We start from the raw sequence: 3,650 nt of genomic DNA, 5'->3' as shown, positions 1-3,650 counted from the left end.
TTATATTAATACATAGCCGAGTGAAAGTAGGCTCCCCCGTGGAGGTCAAAGTCTGAATAAATATCCGTTTGGAGTGCGAAGCCGCAAGGCTTACATTCAAAAATCCAATCTAAACCAATGCTGCTGCTTGACACATTACCCGCAATTTGGCCTCTGCCAAGTTTGCTGAAAGAAGCCCTAGACCGCAATCTGGCGCTATCACCAAACGCTTTCTATCAATATGATCCATAGCAGCTTTAAGCCTATCAACGACTTCTTCGATAGTTTCCAGACGACTGGATGCAATCGCTACAGAACCAAATATGACCGTTTTATATTGGAATTTCTCTAGTAAACTTAGGTCGTTACAACAGTGCTTATCTTCTATCGATATTTGATCAAATGCTGCTTCATCAATAGCTTTGCTTAGCTGATGGTAACTTAGGGGATCAGCTTTCTTGTAATCATGGTCGTCCAAGTGTTCGGGATATCCACAACACATATGAACTATTCTGGTCACCGATTTGGGAACGCCGTGAAAACATCTTTCCAAACCCTCCATACCAAAATCTAAAGCGTCTTTTACTGAACGGGCAAAAAGAGGTTCATCAACTTGGATATAACTGCAGCCTGCCTCAACAAGTGCTAGTATCTCTTTATTTAATGTTTCGGCTAGGGTGGCATTCAGCTTGGGGCGATCATCATAGAAACAGTCGGCCGTTGTAGCCAGGATTGTCAAAGGGCCTGGTAAAGTAAACTTGATGGGCCTTGAGCTTAAGGCCTGACTTGCCAGATAATCATGAGCGCTGTAATTTTTGCCAGAATGTTTGATTTCGCCTCGAATCGCCGGCAAATCCGTTTCATAAGCACCCTCTCTTAGAACGCGATGTTCAAGCTGGCTAAAATCAAAACCGGCTAAATGACGACAATGATAATGAATATAATTTTCGCGGCGCACCTCGCCATCTGTTGGAATTGAAACACCCGCACGAAGCTGAACACCCAAAATTTCTTCCGTAGCGCGTAAGAATAGGGGTTCGTGGATATCTTTGTTTTTTTGTATATCCAGATTGTATTGAAGCGTTGTTTCAGCCGAATCCATCACGCCTTTTTGATGAGCCAAATCAAACCAATCACGAACCGGCACATAATTTGGCTTGGGAAAAGCACCTATAGTTGTCGTTTCAAGAGGATTTAGCACAATCAATCTCTAAAAATAAATAATTGGTTAAGTAAAGGATTGCACCTTAATTAGCGCATGCCACGGTGCTTTTTAATGAGCTCATAGGCGCCAATGATTTCTTGGGTTTTTTCATTGGCCATTTTTTTCATCTCCTCAGGTAAGCCTTTGCCAACTAATTTATCTGGATGATGCTGAGCTAACAATCTGCGATAGGCTCGTTTGAGCTCCTTATCAGTTAAACTTTTATCCACTCCCAATATCACGTAGGCTTCGTTAACAGTTAGTTTATTAGTATTGTTGCTAGTAGCGGAAAATTGCTGAATCAGATTCTCTAGCTCATGAATAGGAAAGTGTAGTTTTTGCGCAATATATTTAAGTGCATCATGTTCTTTATCGTCAAACACGCCATCAGCATAAGTGGCTTGGATTTGAATCTCTAAAAACATGCGTACTAAGTGTGTACGCCTATGACTTTCAGTACGGAACTGTTCAAGCACCTCATCTAGGTTAAAATCTTTGTGTTTGCCTTGGTTAAACAGGTCTTTTGCAACTTTTTGCATATCGTCTGATAATTGCATATGTTGCATAACTTGCTGTGCTAAGAGAATTTCAGACTTTGATACCTTGCCATCGACTTTGGCAATATAGCCCATAACTGAAAATACACTACTAAAAAATGCTGCTTGAACGCGCTGCTGATCGCCCGGACGATAATCTTTAGCGAATCCGCCAAAATTAGACTTACCTTTAGAAAGATTACCCGCGAATGCCACACCAAGCATCGCACCTAGCGGCCCACCAATCATAAAACCTAGTGCCCCGCCTAAAACTGTTGTCCACCAACTCATAATTATTACTCTATTTTTTGTTAAAAACCCAAGCTACATTTTGCACCAAACTTCGATAATTATAAGAAGTTTTTTCATATACTTCTCCATTTTTCTAGTGCGATATAATTTTTAAAGTACCAATCTTTAAATTCAGGATTGGCTTTAAATTCATCTGTCATTTGCTTTGATGTAAATTGGTCTGACCTAAAAAGTTCTGCCAACAATCTATAATCTTTTAATGTTTTCTCTTTTTCAACAAGTTTGTCAAATTGTGCTTGTTCTTTTGACTTCTTTAATATCATTGCCACACCAATAACAAGGGTAAGAATTAAAAGAACTAAAAGTGGGGGTATTACATCACTATTCATACTAGAATTATAAGTCAATTTAAACCCAAGTTCAAATTCTCTCTGATCTAAGGAGGGAGTTTATACATATACCTCTGCAAGCTCGAGAGTGGCTCCCCAATACTTGTATAATAAAATTAATTCATAAACTATAATTACGGATTAATAAATCAAGATGAAACCTAGACAGATAGTAGGTATAAGTCGAGATTGCGGATAATCGCGTTAGCAATATCACTTTATTTATAAAATAACGGGCATTATTATGGGTGAAGCTAGAAGGGAATTTAAATTTTTAGATGTCAAACCATTTTCACCAAACCTTGGGGCTGAGGTTTATGGTGTGGACTTGAGTTCACCGTTAACGGAATCCCAATTTAATGAAATAAGAGCCGCATTTTTAGAATATCAAGTCCTTTTTTTTAAAGATCAGCACGAAATTGCTCCTGAGCAACACATTGAGTTTGGAAAGCGCTTTGGGAAATTACATGCACATCCAGCAGCGCCGACAATGAAGGGCCACTCAGAGATATTCGAAATACATGCGACCAAAGATTCTAAAGTTGCCAATGGCGAGTTTTGGCATTCTGATGTTTCGTGTGATGAAGAGCCGCCACTTGGTACAATATTGCAAATTCATATCACCCCCAAGTGTGGTGGCGATACCATGTTTAGCAATATGTACTTGGCATATGAGACATTATCTGCGCCAATTAAAAAAATGATAAATGGACTGACTGCGTTACACTCTTCAGAACATATTTACACAGGACGTTATGCCGATCGAGGTAAAAGCGATACTGAAATTAGCTGCCCTGAAGCAAATCATCCTGTGGTCAGAACGCATCCAGATACCGGTAAGAAAGCTCTCTATGTAAACCGTACCTTTACGAAACAAATTAACGAATTAACGAAATTTGAGAGCGATTGTGTTTTAGCAATGCTTTTCGAACATGCCGAACAAGTTAATTATCAGATTCGATTTCGTTGGTCAATTAACGATACGGCATTTTGGGACAATAGGTGCTGTATGCACCATGCCATTTGGGATTACTGGCCTGAGGAAAGAAAAGGTCACCGGGTTACAATTAAAGGCGAACGGCCTTATCTAGAGGCGACTAAAGAGGGTTCGACGCCTGAGAACCTGCGGCTATCCAGACAACTCTAGGATACCGCTTATTCACCAGCAGTATTCAACCGGCTTCTTGAGTCAGAGTTTTTTGTCTCATATCTATGCCATGCCTGATCAGTTTGAGCGAAGGGTTTTAATAGACATATTCAGACAATATCCCGAACCTCACAGTGCCGAAT

Annotated in this window: 4 protein-coding genes; 1 reads left to right on the top strand and 3 read right to left on the bottom strand. The window is 40.0% G+C overall.

Translation table 11 applies throughout. The features are described from left to right. Nucleotides 1–109: 109 nt before the first annotated feature. From QZ488_RS21335 to QZ488_RS21325, 3 genes are all read right to left on the bottom strand, one after another. Complete coding sequence (locus QZ488_RS21335; RefSeq protein ID WP_293752562.1) at nucleotides 110–1,180, bottom strand: cobalamin-independent methionine synthase II family protein; 1,071 nt, start codon at nucleotides 1,178–1,180, stop codon at nucleotides 110–112. A 50-nt stretch (nucleotides 1,181–1,230) separates the two neighbouring features. After that, complete coding sequence (gene djlA, locus QZ488_RS21330; RefSeq protein ID WP_293752560.1) at nucleotides 1,231–2,010, bottom strand: co-chaperone DjlA; 780 nt, start codon at nucleotides 2,008–2,010, stop codon at nucleotides 1,231–1,233. Between the two features lie 74 nt (nucleotides 2,011–2,084). After that, complete coding sequence (locus tag QZ488_RS21325; RefSeq protein ID WP_293752558.1) at nucleotides 2,085–2,360, bottom strand: hypothetical protein; 276 nt, start codon at nucleotides 2,358–2,360, stop codon at nucleotides 2,085–2,087. Between the two features lie 244 nt (nucleotides 2,361–2,604). On the opposite strand from QZ488_RS21325, the gene QZ488_RS21320 reads away from it, so the two are divergent. Further along, nucleotides 2,605–3,507, top strand: a complete 903-nt coding sequence (locus QZ488_RS21320; RefSeq protein ID WP_293752556.1) for a TauD/TfdA family dioxygenase — start codon at nucleotides 2,605–2,607, stop codon at nucleotides 3,505–3,507. Nucleotides 3,508–3,650: the final 143 nt, after the last annotated feature.

The sequence above is a fragment of the uncultured Paraglaciecola sp. genome, from assembly GCF_913020055.1.
In the GTDB taxonomy this organism is placed as follows: Bacteria; Pseudomonadota; Gammaproteobacteria; order Enterobacterales; family Alteromonadaceae; genus Paraglaciecola.
Note: the sequence above shows the minus strand (reverse complement) of the source record. Positions and strands in the feature narration are given on the sequence as shown.